The organism is Staphylococcus sp. GDY8P198P, assembly GCF_017891615.1.
Taxonomy (GTDB): Bacteria; Bacillota; Bacilli; order Staphylococcales; family Staphylococcaceae; genus Staphylococcus; species Staphylococcus cohnii.
Genome location: NZ_JAESJQ010000005.1, coordinates 458,824 through 474,674, shown reverse-complemented (window position 1 = coordinate 474,674; position 15,851 = coordinate 458,824). Strand labels below are relative to the sequence as shown.

Annotated in this window: 15 protein-coding genes and 1 riboswitch; of the genes, 10 read left to right on the top strand and 5 right to left on the bottom strand. The window is 31.6% G+C overall.

What is annotated here, in order from left to right:
* The 3 genes from KA824_RS06695 (at window position 1) to KA824_RS06685 (ending at window position 1,686) form a co-directional block, all read left to right on the top strand.
* On the top strand, window positions 1-441 hold the full coding sequence (locus tag KA824_RS06695) for a carboxymuconolactone decarboxylase family protein (protein WP_107504502.1): 441 nt from the start codon (window positions 1-3) through the stop codon (window positions 439-441).
* 77 nt (window positions 442-518) lie between these two features.
* Window positions 519-1,205, top strand: coding sequence for an SDR family NAD(P)-dependent oxidoreductase (locus tag KA824_RS06690; RefSeq protein WP_119517793.1), 687 nt, complete (start codon window positions 519-521; stop codon window positions 1,203-1,205).
* 121 nt (window positions 1,206-1,326) lie between these two features.
* A complete protein-coding gene (locus KA824_RS06685) occupies window positions 1,327-1,686 on the top strand; it encodes a 4-fold beta flower protein (protein WP_107383545.1) in 360 nt (119 codons plus the stop codon).
* A 97-nt stretch (window positions 1,687-1,783) separates the two neighbouring features.
* On the opposite strand, the gene KA824_RS06680 is transcribed toward KA824_RS06685, so the two are convergent.
* Complete coding sequence (locus KA824_RS06680; RefSeq protein ID WP_154409504.1) at window positions 1,784-1,960, bottom strand: DUF488 family protein; 177 nt, start codon at window positions 1,958-1,960, stop codon at window positions 1,784-1,786.
* 175 nt (window positions 1,961-2,135) lie between these two features.
* Between KA824_RS06680 and KA824_RS06675 the strand changes: the two genes are divergently transcribed.
* The 7 genes from KA824_RS06675 to KA824_RS06645 all read left to right on the top strand — a co-directional run bounded on the left by KA824_RS06675 (window position 2,136) and on the right by KA824_RS06645 (window position 11,882).
* Window positions 2,136-3,281: a globin domain-containing protein gene (locus tag KA824_RS06675; protein ID WP_107504500.1), complete on the top strand. Its 1,146-nt coding sequence runs from the start codon at window positions 2,136-2,138 to the stop codon at window positions 3,279-3,281.
* A 308-nt stretch (window positions 3,282-3,589) separates the two neighbouring features.
* A riboswitch (SAM riboswitch) is annotated at window positions 3,590-3,699 on the top strand.
* 93 nt (window positions 3,700-3,792) lie between these two features.
* Window positions 3,793-4,608 carry a MetQ/NlpA family ABC transporter substrate-binding protein gene (locus KA824_RS06670; RefSeq protein ID WP_181187328.1) on the top strand — a complete coding sequence of 272 codons (816 nt, stop codon included), beginning with the start codon at window positions 3,793-3,795 and terminating at the stop codon, window positions 4,606-4,608.
* Between the two features lie 53 nt (window positions 4,609-4,661).
* Entirely contained in the window at window positions 4,662-5,594 is a 933-nt protein-coding gene (locus KA824_RS06665) for a lactate/malate family dehydrogenase (RefSeq protein ID WP_181187329.1), read from the top strand.
* A gap of 443 nt (window positions 5,595-6,037) precedes the next feature.
* On the top strand, window positions 6,038-7,900 hold the full coding sequence (locus tag KA824_RS06660) for a BglG family transcription antiterminator (protein WP_107504498.1): 1,863 nt from the start codon (window positions 6,038-6,040) through the stop codon (window positions 7,898-7,900).
* A gap of 77 nt (window positions 7,901-7,977) precedes the next feature.
* Complete coding sequence (locus tag KA824_RS06655) at window positions 7,978-9,927, top strand: PTS fructose transporter subunit IIABC (RefSeq protein ID WP_107504497.1); 1,950 nt, start codon at window positions 7,978-7,980, stop codon at window positions 9,925-9,927.
* 16 nt (window positions 9,928-9,943) lie between these two features.
* On the top strand, window positions 9,944-10,879 hold the full coding sequence (gene manA, locus KA824_RS06650) for a mannose-6-phosphate isomerase, class I (RefSeq protein ID WP_119517834.1): 936 nt from the start codon (window positions 9,944-9,946) through the stop codon (window positions 10,877-10,879).
* A gap of 106 nt (window positions 10,880-10,985) precedes the next feature.
* Window positions 10,986-11,882, top strand: coding sequence for an ROK family protein (locus KA824_RS06645; protein ID WP_107504495.1), 897 nt, complete (start codon window positions 10,986-10,988; stop codon window positions 11,880-11,882).
* Window positions 11,883-11,981: 99 nt separating this feature from the next.
* Here KA824_RS06645 and KA824_RS06640 read toward each other — a convergent pair whose 3' ends face one another.
* The 4 genes from KA824_RS06640 to KA824_RS06625 form a co-directional block, all read right to left on the bottom strand.
* Window positions 11,982-12,440, bottom strand: a complete 459-nt coding sequence (locus tag KA824_RS06640) for a threonine/serine exporter family protein (protein ID WP_046206676.1) — start codon at window positions 12,438-12,440, stop codon at window positions 11,982-11,984.
* An 11-nt stretch (window positions 12,441-12,451) separates the two neighbouring features.
* On the bottom strand, window positions 12,452-13,204 hold the full coding sequence (locus tag KA824_RS06635; protein WP_107383552.1) for a threonine/serine exporter family protein: 753 nt from the start codon (window positions 13,202-13,204) through the stop codon (window positions 12,452-12,454).
* A 480-nt stretch (window positions 13,205-13,684) separates the two neighbouring features.
* Window positions 13,685-14,965 carry a homocysteine synthase gene (locus tag KA824_RS06630; protein WP_107504494.1) on the bottom strand — a complete coding sequence of 427 codons (1,281 nt, stop codon included), beginning with the start codon at window positions 14,963-14,965 and terminating at the stop codon, window positions 13,685-13,687.
* 228 nt (window positions 14,966-15,193) lie between these two features.
* A complete protein-coding gene (locus tag KA824_RS06625; RefSeq protein WP_226956023.1) occupies window positions 15,194-15,751 on the bottom strand; it encodes an MFS transporter in 558 nt (185 codons plus the stop codon).
* Between the last annotated feature and the right edge of the window lie 100 nt (window positions 15,752-15,851).

Below are 15,851 nucleotides of genomic sequence, written 5' to 3'. Positions count from 1 at the left end.
ATGAGTTTACGAATGAATTATGAAGAAATTGCCTCAGATAATATTGAATTAATGTATGAAATGGAAAAATTATTGAAAAAAAATACAATCGACAACAAATTGCAAGAATTAATAAAAATAAGAGTTTCTCAATTGAATGGTTGTGCATTTTGTTTAAACATGCACACTACAGATGCTAGAAAACGAGGTATAGACGAAAAGAAAATTTATTTATTAAATGCTTGGGAAGATACTAATATATACAGCGACGCTGAAAAATTGGCACTAGAATTAGCTGAACATGTTACGTTAATTTCTAATCATAAAGTTCCGGATGCGCTCTATAATCGCGTTCGTGAAAATTATAACGAAGAGGAATATGCCGATTTAATATTTACAATTGCACAAATTAATACATGGAATAGAATATCTATATCTATGGGAAATGAATACAATATTTAAATCAAAGGAGTACAAAATATGTCTATAAATAATCAAGTTGCGATTGTTACAGGATCCGGTAGAGGTCTAGGGCTGCTATTGCTATAAATTTAGCAGAAAAAGGTGTCAATATTGTATTGAATTACTTAAATGATGAAAAAAGTATTGAAGGTGTCCAAGAAAAAATTAAAGATTTAGGTTCCAACGCCATTATTGTGCAAGCTGACGTCACAACCATTGATGGCTCGCAGAGAGTAGTTAATGAAGCATTAAAATCATTCGGTACTGTTGATATTTTGGTAAACAATGCTGGTCCATTATTTAGACCAATGTCAATTGAAGACATGACTTGGGAAGACATGTCTAAAAATTTAAATGAAGATATGGGCGCAGCCTTTAATATGACAAAAGCTGTTTTAGGCACTATGAAACAAAATCATTATGGTCGTATTATTTATATAGGATCATTATCTAGTGAAAAACCGTCAAATAATGTAGCTCATCATGGTAGTTCTAGAGCTGCAATAAGTACTTTTTCAAAATATGTAGCACTTGAAATGAGTGAATATGGTATCACTTCGAATGTTGTTGGTCCAGGTATGATAGAAACAGACCGAACTAAATCACAAACTAAGATTATTAAAAGTATTGCCGAAATAACACCCGCTAAAAGAATAGCTAAACCAGAAGATGTTGTTCGTGCAGTTAACTTTTTTGTGAATGACGATGATGGTTTTTACACAGGACATTACTTCCCCGTAAGTGGTGGATTACACTTAAAATAAAAAATGTTTTTAAATTTAACTTTCAAATACTCACAGTATTATTATAGCTTTAACTGTAATGAATTTTTTAATTGTAAAATATATTTTTAACTATAAAAATAAGCATTAAAGAAGGTTTAAAATGAACTTTTACGACAAAAATGGTGATGCTACAGCCTATACCGAAGATAATATCCATATTTATCTTTTTAATGGTAGAGCAGTCGTTTATTTTCAATGTAATAAAGTATATGGTTTTAATGGGAGTCATTTAGGTTGGTTTGAAAATGGATGGATAAGAGATTTAAAGGGTAAATGTGTAATGTTTAGCTCGAAAGCATCTGGTGGCCCAATAAAACCTATAAAAAACAAGGCTCCTAGAAAAAATATAAAAGAAGATATGCCAATTAAAAAGAATAGAAAACAAGTTAAAATTAAAAATATCTATCACTTAGCTTGGTCACACTTAAGTGGCATAGATTTTTTATTACAAGGTGTTTGAAAAATGACTGTTTTAAGCCATCCTTTTAAAACAACTGCTTGCATATGTTATTCATTTTTAGCACAAAATAACTAGGTCATAGTACTGTTATTTTGTGCTATTTTTTATTTTTAAAGTGTTTTTTTAGAGCTTTTTTATCATTATTTTTTTGAAGGGCAATATCATATATCCAACAATCTAAATTAGTTTCTTCTTTAGAAATACCATTAGGCCCAATGCTATCTGTTAATATACAAATACTAGAACCACAAATACGCTCTAATTTTATAGTCATAACATTCTTTTCCAAACACTTGATTTTACAAAAATGATATGAATAGTATGCTAAAGATAGCTTTCATTAATATCTTAAAATGATAATAAATATGTTAGTAATTTATTTGAATAAGGTGATTTAATATAATTATTTTGTCTTAAACTATCTTAAATTACTATTAAGGAGAGATTTTATGTTAACGAATGAAGAAATCAAAATAATTAAAGAAACAGTGCCACTTCTAAAAGACGAGGGACAAAATATTACTTCTATTTTTTATAAAAGGTTATTTGAAGAGCATCCAGAATTGAAAAATGTATTTAACCAAACGAACCAGAAAAAAGGTTTACAATCTTCAGCACTAGCTATGGCTGTCTTAGCTGCAGCTGATAATATTGATGATTTATCTCCAATTGTTCCGGTTATCATGCCAGTGGTCTACAAACATTGTGCGTTACAAGTTCAACCTGAGCATTATCCGATTGTAGGTGAAAATTTAATTTGGGCGATTCAAGAAGTAACTGGATTGACTGATGATAGTGAAATTATTCAAACATGGATTAAAGCTTATCAAGCAATCGCAGACGCATTTATTGGCTTAGAAAAAGAAGTTTATAGCCAAATGGCTTGGGAAGGATTTAAACCGTTTGAAGTCACTGATATTCAAAAAGAAACAGAAATCATTAAATCATTTACGATTCAATCAGAGGATATTGATTTAAGTCAATTCACACCAGGTCAGTATATTACTGTAAATATTTCAAATAAGAAATTACCTTATCAGGCTAAAAGACATTATTCCATTGTAGATGGAAATCGTGATTATTTAACATTTGGTGTAAGAAAAGATTTTACAGAAGAACATGAAGGTGAAGTTTCAACGATTTTACATGACGAAGTTAAAATTGGAGATACATTAGAGTTATCTGCACCAGTAGGTGGTTTTGGTTTAGTAAATAAAGATAAAAAACAATTATTCTTAGGTTCTGGCGTAGGTGTAACACCACTTGTTTCAATGTATAGAGAAGCTGTTGAAGCTAATTTATCTGCTACATTTATTCAGGTAACTTCAGATAGCGATAATATTGCTTTTGAAGATACAATTAAATCAATTAACGCAAAATCAGAGAAAAGTATATTTCATGCTCATTTACGTGATGAGGATGGTTATATAGAAAAAAAAGATTTAGAGGCATATCTTGATGATGAAACAGAAATTTATATTTGTGGTGGAAGTTCATTCTTAAATTCAATGATGTTAAATTTACAAGCACTTGAAATTCCAGAAGAACGTATTCATTTTGAAACATTTGTTCCAAGATTAAGTTTTTCTGTATAAAAATATAATATTTTTTGAAAATCATATTTGATGATGATTAGAAAAGATTATAAAAAATGTATGCAAAAAACGTCAATTTCTAATGGAATTGACGTTTTTTTATTATGTTTAGTAATTTTAAAAGTCTACTTAGTTTAAGTAGCTGAGTTACTAAATGTTCACTACTTTTAGTGTAAATGTATTCGTTTCACATGGAACAATTTTATTAATATTAGATTAATCATTAATAAATTAGAATTTTCTAAAATTTCATTGACTAAACATGAGTGGAATGCTAGGATTAATACAACTCAAATACATATGATTGACTCTTATTTAGAGAGGCGGAGGGACGTGCCCGATGAAGCCCAGCAACCATCGTTTAACGAAATGGTGCTAATTCACAGAAAGTAACAATGATTACTTTCGAAGATAAGAGAAGGTGCATACTTTCTCTTTATTTTATTAAGAGAAAGTATTTTTTTACATAATGAGTGAATTTTATTTTTAGATAAAGTTAAGGAGAGATGTTATGAAAAAGGTCATTAGTTTAACTGTTTTAGTATGTTTTGCTTTAATACTTGCAGCTTGTGGTTCGTCCAAAGATAAAGAGAATAAAAAGATCACAATTGCTACATCACCAGCACCTCATGGTGAAGTTCTGAAACATGCGAAAGAGGAAATGAAGAAAAAAGGTTATGATTTAGAAATTAAAGTTGTTAATGATTATAAAGTACCCAATAAACTCTTAGATAAAGGTGACGTGGACGCAAACTTCTTTCAACATGTGCCTTATTTAAAGGCTGAAAGAGAAGACCATAATTATAATATTGAAGAAGTAGGGAAAGTATTTACGACACCAATGGGTGTATACAGTAAAAAATATAAAGATATCAAAGACATCCCGAATGGTTCTACAATTTATGTTTCTAATAATCCAGCTGAAGAAGGACGTTTCTTATCATTTTTCGTAGATAAAGGGTTAATAAAAATTAAAAAAGGTGTCAAAATTGAAGATGCCAAATTTGAAGATATTGTAGAAAACAAAAAGAATCTCAAGTTTAACAATAAACAAGGGGCAGAATTTTTACCTAAAACTTATAAAAGTAAAGAAGGCGCAGCTGTAATCATGAATTCTAATTACGCGATTGATAATGGTTTAACGCCACACAAAGACGCTATTGCAATAGAAGATAAATCATCACCATTTGCCAATATTGTTGCAGTTCAAAAAGGTCATAAAGATGACAAAAAATATCAAACATTACTAAAAGTTTTACAATCTGAAGATATGAAAAAGTTTATTAAAAAAGAATATAATGAAGATGTTATACCTTATGAAAAATAAAAATATTGATTTATGAATATAAGTTTTAACAAACAGAGGAGGTATGGTTAGACATGTCTAAGTTAGGAATTGTTGGACTTGGTAGAGTAGGCAGTCAAGTATTGACAGACGTTCAGTATTTGAATTTATTTTCAGAAATTGTATTGATTGATAGCAAAGAAGAAATTGCTAGTGGTGAAGCGCTTGATCATAATCATTCACAAGGACTGTTTAATACCAGTCATGTGAGAATTAAAGCAGGCGCGTACCAAGATTTAGCTGACGCAGATTTTATAGTTATTGCCGCAAGTATACAAACAGATAAAAACGATGGCGACCGAACATTATTGGCACAAGATAACCATGACATTATAAAAAATGTGATGAAGCAAATTGCTGAAGTTACGCAAGAAGCAATTATTATTTTAATTTCTAATCCAGTAGATTCGATGGTATATTTTGCCAATCAAGTCAATTATCCATCGCATAAAATAATTGGGACGGGTACAGCATTAGAAAGTTCAAGATTCAAAACTATTGTCGCTCAGCATTACCAAATTGATCCTAAAAATGTTGAAGCTTTTGTTATTGGTGAACATGGTCAGTATGCAGTGCCTGTATGGAGCAAAGTACGTATTCACGGTATGGAATTATCAGAGTATGAAGCTTTAAGTCAAGCGCCAGCGATTGATAAGGCACATATAACGTCTATTATAAATGAAGTTTCAATGGATGTTTTTTATCAAAAAGGGTGGACCAATGCAGCTATTTCCAAGGTGACGACTGCTTTGATACAAGCGATTGCTTTAAATCAGCGTACAATTATGCCATTAACATCAATCAGTCAGGAATATGGGCTAGATGATGGGGCGTATAGTTTACCGACATTAGTTGACCAATATGGCATTGTCCAAAGGTATCCTATAGCATTGGATGAGCAGGAAGAACAACAGCTAATTGAAGCATATCAATATATCAGACAAACAATTAATATAGCACAAAAATAATTTCCTTTAGTATAGAGATAGAAACATAAGTATCTCGTAGCAAATAAAAAAAGGCAATTTCTAGATTTTATCTAGAAATTGCCATTTTTTATTTGGTATTCATATTTTTGTTTTATTGGGTTAGTATTATTTTAATATTTAATAACATTCAGACGCTATCCAATTTTCAAACTTATGAGCGTTCAAAACCAATAATTAGTAATTGTGCAAACAAGCTTTAAATATATCAAACACAGATTTTAGGTGTTCATATACAAAACATATTAAATATTGCTTTTTGTGAAACATGATAATTAAATGTAATCGAAATGATTTATACATCATTTTATCAAAGGTATCTTAGTGTGACTTCTTGCTTTAATGTGAGGGTATGGCTACAATGTATTTAAATATTAATATTGAATTTAATAAAAATTCAAACGATTAGAAAGCGCGGTGCAATCATGTTGGTAAGACATGCTAAACTCATTAGGTTATTGCTAAATAACAGTAATCATTATCTAAGCGCAGATGAAATAGCAAGTTATTTAAATGTTTCAAATAGAACAGTGAGAAATGATATTAAATACATTAATAACGAAATTATAAATCATTTGATTACAAGTGTTAAAGGTAAAGGGTATAAACTCAATGGTGACCATTATGATGAGGCTGAATTAGAGACATTGGTACATTCGTTTTTAACGAAAGAAAATGAAAAATTAATGAAACTCGGTTACGAATTATTAATGTATCAAAAACCAAATACAATTGATCAAATAGAATCAGAATATGTGATAACAAAAACGGAAGCTTATGATTATATAAATAGAATAAAAGCTTGGTGTGCGTCTTTTGATATTGATGTTGATGTCATTAAGAAAAAAGGTATTACCATAATAGGTAATGAAATGAATATCAGAAATGCGATATTACATTTAAATCAATTATCTAATAAGGAAAAGACAGTAGAAGCTTTTATACTTAATGAAATACCTCAAGCGCACATTAAATCTATCTGTTATATTATTAAAAACAGATTAGAACAACATCATCTGTTTACTTCTGATATGCGTATTCAACAATTACTTATTCATTTGATTATTATTATAAAAAGGAAAAAAACAAGCGAAGATTCATGGGTGGTAAATAAAGAGGCAGAAGAAATAGCAATGCAATGTATAGAGGATATCAATCATAAATTAGCTTATGGTTTATTTAAAGATACTGCTAAGTTATTTTCTTTTTTTATTAGCTATTATTTTAATAAATACGATTTGGGAATAGAAACACTCTTTGTCGAAAGCTATGTAGCACGCATGATAAAGCACATGGAAAAAATAGTTGGTATCAATTTTACCCAAGACAATATTTTACGCGAAAATATTCAAGCACACTTTAGTAGAGCGTATTTGCGTATTGCTAAAAATGTATATATCAATAATCCATTAACTGATGAGATTAAAAAATATTATCCTTTTGTTTTTAATGCATTGTATGAAACTGTAAAATACCTGGAGAAAGATTCAAATCTAAACCTAGTAGAAGATGAGATTGCCTTTTTAGCATTACATTTTCAATCGTCCATTGACCGTAATAAAAAAGATGAAATTAATATTGTGATAACTTGTTATTATGGTTTAGGAATATCTAATTTGTTGGAAGTTAAAATTGCGAATTTAGATGATCATATAAATATTGTTGATACTTTAAAATTAGAGCGGATGTCTCATTACAACTTTTCAAATATTGATATGCTGATTACTACGCATCCCATTAATACCAAGGATTTACCAGATACATTACACGTGATAGAGGTATCCCCTTTGCTTTCAGATAATGACATAAAACAAATTAAATCATTTATTAATAGTAAAAGAAATCCTGTGCTAAAACAGGATGAAATATCTGCAATTCAATTTGATGTTCAAAAGATGACAGATGACGTCACTGTAACCCATATTTTTGAAAAAGCACAATCGCTTTTAATGAAACAACATGCCATTACGGAAAGTTATATGAAGAGTGCATTGGAACGTGAAAAATATGCTTCAACATATATAGGGAATGGCATTAGTATGCCACATGGTGACCCTGAAAAGGTGTTGCGTTCACAGGTCATTATATTTAAATGCCCTCATGGGTTACTATGGAAACAAAATAAAGTTAAATTAGTATTCTTTTTAGCAATTGCTAATTCTGAAATTTCAGCAATGAAGAAAATAATACATGTGATCGCTGATTTAAATGAGTATGATGTCGATTATCTTATGACTATGGAAACGCAGCATCTAAAACAATACATTATAAATTTAATCAAAGAATAATTGCCACTAGCAACGGCAATTATTCTTTTTATCTATTTTAGAAAGCGTTTACAATTGAATATGAGGAGGATGAAATGATGAAAATATTAGCGATTACATCGTGCCCAAATGGTATAGCGCATACTTATATGGCACAAGAAAAGTTAGAACAAGCAGCTCAAGAAATGGGCGTAGATATAAAAGTAGAAACTCAAGGTGGCGTTGGAGCAGAAAATGTTTTAACATCAAAAGAAATTAGGGAAGCGGATGGCATTATCATTGCAGCAGATAGACAAGTAGATTTGTCACGTTTTGATGGGAAATTAATCATAAATGAAAGCGTTCGTGAAGGTATTCATAAACCGAAAGAATTAATTCAACGTATTATTGATAAAGATGGACATATTCATCATGATCGTAACGGGGATACGAATCAAAAAGATGATGAACAAGAGCAAAAAAGCGGGATGCAAATGGTCTATCAACATTTAATGAATGGTGTATCATTTATGGTACCTTTCATTGTAGTTGGTGGTTTATTGATGGCCATTGCCTTAACTTTAGGTGGTGAAGCTTCATCAAAAGGTTTAGTTATACCAGATGATTCTTTTTGGAAATCTATTGAAAATATTGGTTCTCTAGCATTTAGTTTTATGGTTCCAATATTAGCTGGCTATATCGCAGTTAGCATTGCAGACAAACCTGGTTTAGTACCTGGTATGATCGGTGGTGCAATTGCAGCAGACGGTAGCTTTTATGGCAGTGATGCAGGCGCTGGCTTTTTAGGTGGTATTGTTGCAGGATTTATTGCAGGCTATATTGCAAAATGGATAAAGAATGTTAAGGTACCTAAAGCGATGGCACCTATTATGCCAATTATTATTATTCCAATCATCTCTTCATTGATTGTAGGATTAATTTTTATATTCTTGATTGGCGCACCAATTGCGAGCATTTTCGAAGGTTTAACAACTTGGTTAAAGAGTATGCAAGGGACAAATATTGTTATTTTAGCATTAATTGTTGGTGCAATGATTGCTTTTGATATGGGTGGCCCAGTAAATAAAGTAGCATTTTTATTTGGTTCAGCATTAATCGCAGAAGGTAACTATGCTGTTATGGGGATGGTTGCAGTTGCGGTATGTACACCCCCTATTGGTTTAGGATTGGCTACATTTATTAATAAGCGTAAGTTTAATAAAGGTGAAATTGAAATGGGTAAAGCATCATTTACCATGGGATTGTTCGGTATTACGGAAGGTGCTATACCATTTGCCGCACAAGATCCGTTAAGAATTATACCATCTAATATGATTGGTGCGATGGTAGCTGCTGTAATTGCTGCAATTGGCGGTGTAGGTGACAGAGTTGCGCACGGTGGTCCAATTGTTGCAGTGCTGGGCGGTATTGATCAAATATTGTGGTTCTTTATAGCAGTAATCATTGGTAGTATCGTTACAATGAGTGTTGTTTTAATCTTAAGAAGACAAACACCATCACTTGCAGTTGATACGAACAATATTGAAATTGGCATGGATCAATCAGAAAATAAAGATGAAACAGCAAAAAATAGTGCATCTAAGACGGATAATCAAGCATTAGAAGAACAAAGTGTATTTAGTGAAAAAGTCATTCATATTTCAGAACAAACTTTATCCAGGGATGAAGCGATAGATCAATTAATAGAAAATTTAAATGAACAAGGTTATATTACAGACCAATCACAATTAAAATCTGATGTCTTAAAGAGGGAGATGGAATCAACAACAGCTATTGGAATGAACGTAGCCATCCCTCATGCAAAATCAGATGCGGTTAAAACACCAATTGTTGCAGTTATGAATAATAAGCAAGGCGTGAAATGGGATAGTTTAGATGGAACATTACCTCAATTGATATTTTTAATTACTGTACCAAGTGATAGCAGTGACACACATCTTAAATTATTACAAAGATTATCAAGAACTTTGATGGATGATGAGACCAGACAAAATTTAATAAATGCAACAAATAGTAAACAGATTTATAATATATTAAAAGATATTTAAGTGGAGGTATCATACAATGCCATTATTTTTAAAACCTGTGTTTCAAGAACGTATATGGGGTGGGACAGCTCTAAAAAGATTTAATTATCATATTCCAAGTGCGTATACAGGAGAATGTTGGGCAATTTCGGCGCATCCAAATGGTACAAATATAATAGAAAATGGAAGGCATCAAGGTAAGACATTAGAAGAAGTGTGGAATGAGGATAAAGCACTTTTTGGTGTCACAGGGAATGCTAAATTTCCATTGTTAACTAAAATTTTAGATGCAAATGATAAATTATCAGTACAAGTTCATCCAGATAATACCTATGCCCAAAAATATGAAGGTGAATACGGTAAAACAGAGTGTTGGTATATATTAGACGCACAAGAAGATGCTGAAATTATTTACGGTGTTAACGCTAAAAATCAAACTGAACTAAATGATATGATAGACCAACAACAATTTGATGAGTTATTTCATAAAGTTAAAGTGAAAGCCGGAGATTTTTTCTATGTGCCTGCAGGTACAGTACATGCTATCGGTGAAGGTATTTTAATACTAGAAACACAACAATCTTCTGATACAACATACAGAATTTATGATTATGAGCGTACAGACAACAATGGGAACCAACGTGAGTTACACTTAGAACAAAGTAAAGCAGTGATCAACCTTGCTGCTACTTCACCTAATACAACACCCAAACAAGAAATAGTACAAGGGCAAACATATACGCAATTTGTTTCAAATGATTTCTTCACGGTTGAACGTTGGATGATCGATGGTGTGTTAAATTATGAAAAATCAAGCACGTATTGTCTTGTATCCATTGTTGAAGGTAATGGTAATGTAGAAACGAATGATGAAGTGTATAAACTACAAAAAGGAACACATTTTATATTAACGACAGAAGATCATGACATAGCATTTAATGGTAATATGACAATAATCATAAGTTATGTATAATGTTTAAGAGGTGAGATGAATTGATTTGTGCCAAAGCAAATTAATTTAATCTACACCTCTTTTATCTATAATCGAAGCAATAATATGAGTGATGGAGTGTATGGATATGTTGAAAATATGTGCAGATATAGGTGGTACGAAAACCATTGTAGGGCTTATAGACCAAGATTTATCAGTGATAGATAGTCAAAAATTCGAGACAGATGTCAATCATCCAGAGGTAGAATTTACAAGAATTATTAATATAGCGAATGAATTTAGCAAAAAATATAATGATATAGCACAAAGCACGTTAAACATTGCGATGCCAGGACCTTGTGATTATACAGAAGGATTGTTTTTGAATCCGCCTAATCTACAAAAATATATTGGTTTTAACGCTGGTGATTACATAAAGCAGCATAGTGCATTTCAACCACGTTTCGTAAATGATACTGATGCAGCAATATTAGCGGAATATCAATATTTAAAAACAGATGCAGAAGATGTCATATACTTAACAATTAGCACAGGTATAGGCATGGCATATATAAGAAATGGTCAACTCGTTACAGGCGTCGATGGTAATTTTGGAGAAATTGGTCATACTATTATTAAAAATAATAGCGATTATCAATGTCCAGTGTGCCATCAGTTTGGATGTGTTGAAAATGAACTGTCAGGCTTAGCAATCAGTCGTAAAGCGAGCGATATTTTACAAAGAACAGTAAGTACTAGAGAAGCAATCGACATCTATATGAGTAAAGAAAATGAAAATATCAATAATATGATGGATGAAGTAGTGTTACTAACACAACAACTGTGTACGAATTTATTTAATATATTTAATGTATATCATATTATTCTTGGTGGTGGTGTTACACAAAGTGCATTACCGTATAAAGAAAACATTGAAGCATATGCACAAAGGCATCATTTAATCCAAAATAAACCATTTCATATTAAAGTAAGTGATTTGGCATCAAATGTGCTAACTGGTCTTTATTATGTAAATGAACAATAAAAAAGTTTGCTGATTTATAAAAATAGCGAGTACCTGAAGTGATTTAATGGAAGTTTCAGATGCTCGCTATTTTTTGATGACTAAAATGATGAAGTGGATTTATAGTCTGTTGCGTTTAATTAAAATATATTTTCGTATGTTTAATGTTTTAGATAATTGATCAGAAAGCAATAGCCCTAAAGCAATAGAACCAGCAATTAAAATCGCTCGTATAAAGGTATTGGTAGCATCTGTGAAATTTAAAGTAACCAATTGCTGTGTCGCTCTAAAAGCGATACTCCCTGGGACAAGTGGAATGATGCCAGGAATCATAAAAAGTACAACGGGCGCTTTGAAAATACGACTCATGATATGTGCAAGTAAACCTAAAGTTAAGCTGCCAAGCAAACTGGAATATATACTATCCATTTCAAAGGATTGTTCTAAAATGTAGCTGACAAAATAGCCCATTGAACCTGCAAATCCAGCTGGAAAAAATAATTTTTTAGGGGCATCGTATATCACATTAAAAAAGTATGATGCGCTAAAGCTACATAAAAAAGTAAATAAAATTGTCATCATGTGACCTCCTAAAAAATTAAGTAAGCAATCGCAATACCTGAACCAATTGCAAAGGCAATAACGAGTGCTTCTAAAAATTTTGCTGTGAACATTAACATATGCCTACTAAACAAGTCTTGTATCGCAGTCGTTATCAGTACACCAGGTACAATTGGCATAACGGATGCAATCATAGCTGGCCCAAAAGATTTATTGACTTGAAACAATTCTGATCCAAATATAACGATAGCACCTAAAATAAATGAACCTACAAACTCAGGTATAAACATAGTTAGTGATTTACTTTGCATATACTCAACGATTAAAAACCCTATGGCACCAGCAATAATCGTAGTAATTGCATCAGACCAAGTGCCGCCTTGTAAGTATAAAAAACTTAACGAAATAATACCTGCAGCAATTACTTTTTTCCATAATGGAATACTTAAATTGGATCTATCAATATTTTTCAACGCTTCAAAAGCTTCTTCTATAGAAAGCTGATTTCCTGTGAGTTTACGTGAAATGTTGTTTACTTGAAATATTTTAAGTAAATTTGTACTGTTTTTATCAATGCGCAAAATTCGAGTATCATGCTCTTCACTTAATGAAAAATTGATAAATACATTAATGACATACCCCTGACTATTATAATAGCCCATACAAATGGCTATTCGTCTCATTGTATCTTCAACACGAGAAACTTCTGCGCCAGATGATAATAAAATTTTACCAGCAAGCAGTATCACATTCATCGTTACTTTATCTTTGTAGTTATCCAAAAGCGTACCTCCGACTTGATAAATAATTATCATTATTATCCCAATATTAATATGTAATTTCAAAGAGAATTTATTAAATTTACAGAAGTTAAAACAATGTGTATAGCTAAAGTTAGTCTTCGGGTTGTCTGAGGTTACCCTTGCGAGGTGTCTGAAAGATGGATGTTTAGCAAATTGAAGTACAAAGATTTATAGGAGTTAAGTAAGTGAAGTAAGTGAAGTAAGTACATAAAAACATATTGAATTTGTATGCTCATACAAATAGACATTATGCTGTTGAAGAAAACCAACTGTCTCAACTTCTTTAAACATTTAATTGGCAATTAAAGCCCCACTGCTCATGTTATTTGAGTTAATGGGACTTTGCATAAGCTTTAGTTCAAATGAATATTCACTAATCTACCTTATTAACGGAGTCGACATAATCGTTTTAAATGATTTAGATTTCTGTTTTCTGCACTAAAAGCAATGTATTTATTTTTATAATACTTGTAATCCCTGATCAAGATCTGTAATGATATCTTCAATGTTTTCAGTACCAATCGATAATCTTACTAATTCTGGTAAAACTCCAGATGCTTTTTGTTCTTCAGGTGACAGTTGTAAATGAGTCGTACTAGCAGGATGAATAACTAACGATTTTGAATCGCCTACGTTTGCTAAATGTGAGAATAAATTTAAAGATTCAACAAATTTTGCAATATCTTCAACTGAACCATCTACACCAAAAGTTAAAATTGCACCTTGGCCATTAGGTAAATATTTTTCGGCTAGATCATGATATGCATTACTTTCTAAGCCGGGATAATTCACCCAGGAAATTTTAGGATGTTTCTCTAGATATTGGGCAACTTTAAGTGCATTTTCTGAATGACGTTCTAAACGAAGATGTAATGTTTCTAAACCAATTAAAAATTCATGTACATTAAATGGTGACACAGCAGAACCAAGATCGCGTAATAATTGCACGCGTGCTTTTGTAATATAAGCAGCTTCACCTACATCATTTGCGTATGAAACGCCATGATAACTTGGATCTGGTTCGACTAAACCAGGGAACTTTCCATTATTCCAATTAAATTTACCACTATCGACAATGATACCACCGATGGAAGTACCATGTCCGCCTATAAATTTTGTAGCTGAGTGTATTACAATATCAGCACCATATTCAAATGGACGCAATAAATAAGGAGTTGGGAAAGTATTATCAACAATTAAAGGTATCTCATGTTCATGCGCAATATGAGCAACCTTTTCAATATCCAAGACATCTATTTTTGGGTTACCAATCGTTTCGGCATAAACTGCTTTGGTTTTATCTGTTAAGGCTGCTTTGAAATTTTCGGGATCACTTGGATCAACAAAGTGTACTTTAATACCTAGTTTTTTGAAAGTGACATTAAATAAGTTATAGGTACCACCATAAAGGTTTGAAGATGCTACTATCTCATCGCCACTTTCAACAATATTTAACAAAGCTAAGTGAATCGCAGCTTGTCCAGAAGATGTGGCTAAGGCACCCACACCACCTTCAAGCGCAGCAAGGCGTTCTTCAAAAACATTTTGTGTAGGATTCATAATTCTGGTATATATGTTTCCAGGTTCCTCTAAAGAAAAAAGTTTTCTTGCATGTTCAGTATCATCGAATACGTAACTTGAGGTCTGATAAATTGGTACTGCTCGTGATTTTGAGAATTCATCTACTACTTGACCGGCATGGATTGATAAAGTATCTAAATGCCAATTATTTTGAGACATACATTGTCCCTCCTATATATATTTGAATTTTCTGATAATTAACACTATACAAGAGCAATTTTTTATTTTCAAGTATTCTTACTAAAAAAGTAAGAATTAAGTTTACAGTTATAGCAATAATGTATGCCCACTAGTGTTAACAAATAACAAAATTAGTGGGGAAGTTTATAAACAAAGTCTTTTTTTCTTGTTTACAATCATTATTTCCTAGGCAATTTCATCCATATATTAGTAATGTTGATGATGTGTATATTGATCGTGTGTGTCATTCATACTTTCATGAGTTAAAATTTCAGCGTTTTGTTGTTGAAGTTGACTGTAATCTCCATCCGGTAGTTTGCTTTCTAGAACTTCGACTTTAGGATAAATGAATAGGGGGATGAAACCAATTAAACCGTAAATAATGAATGTATACATAAAATTGAACATATCAATGAATAAACCTGCTAATGAAGACCCAATAACTTGTCCAATAGCTAACATTAAAAAGGGAATGCCGATGCCTAAAGAGGCATTTTTAACAAATATTTTAATTCCCCAAACTAAAAGCACACCAGTTAAGAATATATAGCTTAAGCCAAATAATGAAGCTGATATAAATGGTATGATCCAAATTTTTGGCGTGAAAGCAAGGGCAATTGTTGCGAGGGCAAGTGCAATAACACCTAAATTAAATGCATAACGAAGCCCCCGTTTGTCAATAATTGCACCAGATATACCACGAAACCCATATTCATAAAATAATCGTTCAGCAGTTGATAATATATCTTGTCGCTTTTGTGACAATCGTCTCACACTTTCTAAATAGAATGACCGTTCTACTTGGAATTAACAGTTAAATAGCAAAATGTCAAAAAGCTATAAAAATAATATGATTTTACATTTA

Bases quoted from the DNA above. Each gene is read 5' to 3' on its own strand.
- KA824_RS06695 (WP_107504502.1), top strand. From the start codon at position 1: ATGAGTTTACGAATGAATTATGAAGAAATTGCCTCAGATAATATTGAA.
- KA824_RS06685 (WP_107383545.1), top strand. From the start codon at position 1,327: ATGAACTTTTACGACAAAAATGGTGATGCTACAGCCTATACCGAAGAT.
- KA824_RS06680 (WP_154409504.1), bottom strand. From the start codon at position 1,960: ATGACTATAAAATTAGAGCGTATTTGTGGTTCTAGTATTTGTATATTA.
- KA824_RS06675 (WP_107504500.1), top strand. From the start codon at position 2,136: ATGTTAACGAATGAAGAAATCAAAATAATTAAAGAAACAGTGCCACTT.
- KA824_RS06670 (WP_181187328.1), top strand. From the start codon at position 3,793: ATGAAAAAGGTCATTAGTTTAACTGTTTTAGTATGTTTTGCTTTAATA.
- KA824_RS06665 (WP_181187329.1), top strand. From the start codon at position 4,662: ATGTCTAAGTTAGGAATTGTTGGACTTGGTAGAGTAGGCAGTCAAGTA.
- KA824_RS06660 (WP_107504498.1), top strand. From the start codon at position 6,038: ATGTTGGTAAGACATGCTAAACTCATTAGGTTATTGCTAAATAACAGT.
- KA824_RS06655 (WP_107504497.1), top strand. From the start codon at position 7,978: ATGAAAATATTAGCGATTACATCGTGCCCAAATGGTATAGCGCATACT.
- manA (WP_119517834.1), top strand. From the start codon at position 9,944: ATGCCATTATTTTTAAAACCTGTGTTTCAAGAACGTATATGGGGTGGG.
- KA824_RS06645 (WP_107504495.1), top strand. From the start codon at position 10,986: ATGTTGAAAATATGTGCAGATATAGGTGGTACGAAAACCATTGTAGGG.
- KA824_RS06640 (WP_046206676.1), bottom strand. From the start codon at position 12,440: ATGACAATTTTATTTACTTTTTTATGTAGCTTTAGCGCATCATACTTT.
- KA824_RS06630 (WP_107504494.1), bottom strand. From the start codon at position 14,965: ATGTCTCAAAATAATTGGCATTTAGATACTTTATCAATCCATGCCGGT.